The organism is Gelidibacter gilvus, assembly GCF_004115975.1.
Lineage (GTDB): Bacteria > Bacteroidota > Bacteroidia > Flavobacteriales > Flavobacteriaceae > Gelidibacter > Gelidibacter gilvus.
Genome location: NZ_SDDZ01000032.1, coordinates 1 through 1,404 on the forward strand (window position 1 = coordinate 1; position 1,404 = coordinate 1,404).

Sequence of the window (1,404 nt, forward strand, 5' to 3'; positions counted from 1 at the left end):
AATCTCAGCAGGATAGTTTATACTTTCTGAGGAGCACACGGCAAATTGGAATTAACTGTGACATGTCCCATTATATCGTGGATCCAGAATTTTCTACCAGTTACGATAATCTTATGGCGCACTTTGTGGCCTCAGATCTGCTCAATAAACATTATCAAAAATTACTTTTTAGGCTGACAAATAAAGAGTCAGATCCGATTGCAGATTTGATTCTTAATAAAAACAGATCCTGGTCAGGATCCAAGACAGATTTGGTGGAGCTTATTTATGCGCTTCATTCATCAGGTGTTTTGAACAATGGGGAAGCCGAAATCAGCAAAATTATTCAGTTCAGCGAAAAGTTCTTCAACATTAAAATCGGAAATGCATACAAAACATTTGCCGAAATAAAGGCGCGCGAAAAAGACCGAACCAAATTCCTTGACACCTTAAAACGTGCGCTATTGACCAAGATGGATACCGATGAAGCCATCACTAAATCCTGATGTATTAAATTACAAAGTCGGTTTTCAAAATGTTGAATTTCTTCGTACTACCGAACGTATACCTAAGGAATTTCAAAAATATGTCTCAGTTATTTTTCCACCATCAAAACGCTACAAAAGCTATGATAAGCCTGAAGGTTATTTTTGATTTTGATTAAAAAATGGCGTTTAAAAATGTTGTCAAGTAAATTTGCCGGCACATCATAGAAAATTAGTGTTTCCATAAAGAACATACTCAATGCTGGTTTAGTCTTTAAAGCCTTATCCTAAATGGCTTTGGTTAAGATGACGCCTATAATATTCCCGCCTTTCAAATGTTAAATTTCTTCGTACTACCGAACGCATACCGAAGAATTCACAACAATAACCCGCAGCTTTGTAGAACGAAAGTCAAATCAACCCAAGTGCTATCATTATGATAGATTTTAAAGTCACCTCGCCATGAGGAGAGGGATAACATTAACCTTTAAAAATTTGTTCTACAATGGCAACAGCAATTATTACGACCGAAGATCTCTACGACTTCAAAATGGAATTGATCAGCGAATTCAAAAAGCTCCTGGATCACAAAAAGCCAGAGGCGCCGCTCACAAAAAAGTATCTGAAATCAGTTGAAGTCATGGAATTGCTGAAGATCAGTCCAGGAACACTTCAAAACCTCCGGGTAAATGGAACGCTGCCCTTTACCAAAATAGGTGGCACCATTCTCTACGAGTACTCCGAAATACTACGTATTCTCAACCTTAACAAGGTTTCTTAATAGAGGATTAATAGCAGGCAAAATCCCGCAGAAATGCGGGATTTTCAATACTTCTTACCATGACTGAGGTTAATTTTATACACCATCTGAAGGCTATCTTCTTGCTTTTTGCCAAGGACAATCGGCTCAACCCAACGCATATAAGTCTGTATTTGGCTT

Annotated in this window: 2 protein-coding genes; both read left to right on the forward strand. The window is 37.8% G+C overall.

The genetic code is table 11. The features are described from left to right. Positions 1-485, forward strand: a 485-nt coding sequence (locus ESZ48_RS19140; protein ID WP_190246319.1) for an RteC domain-containing protein, incomplete at its 5' end; no start/stop codon positions are given. 484 nt (positions 486-969) lie between these two features. Beyond that, a complete protein-coding gene (locus ESZ48_RS19145; RefSeq protein ID WP_129019105.1) occupies positions 970-1,245 on the forward strand; it encodes a helix-turn-helix domain-containing protein in 276 nt (91 codons plus the stop codon). Positions 1,246-1,404 lie beyond the last annotated feature (159 nt).

Coding starts and splice junctions, on each gene's coding strand:
- ESZ48_RS19145 (WP_129019105.1), top strand. CDS start 970: ATGGCAACAGCAATTATTACGACCGAAGATCTCTACGACTTCAAAATG.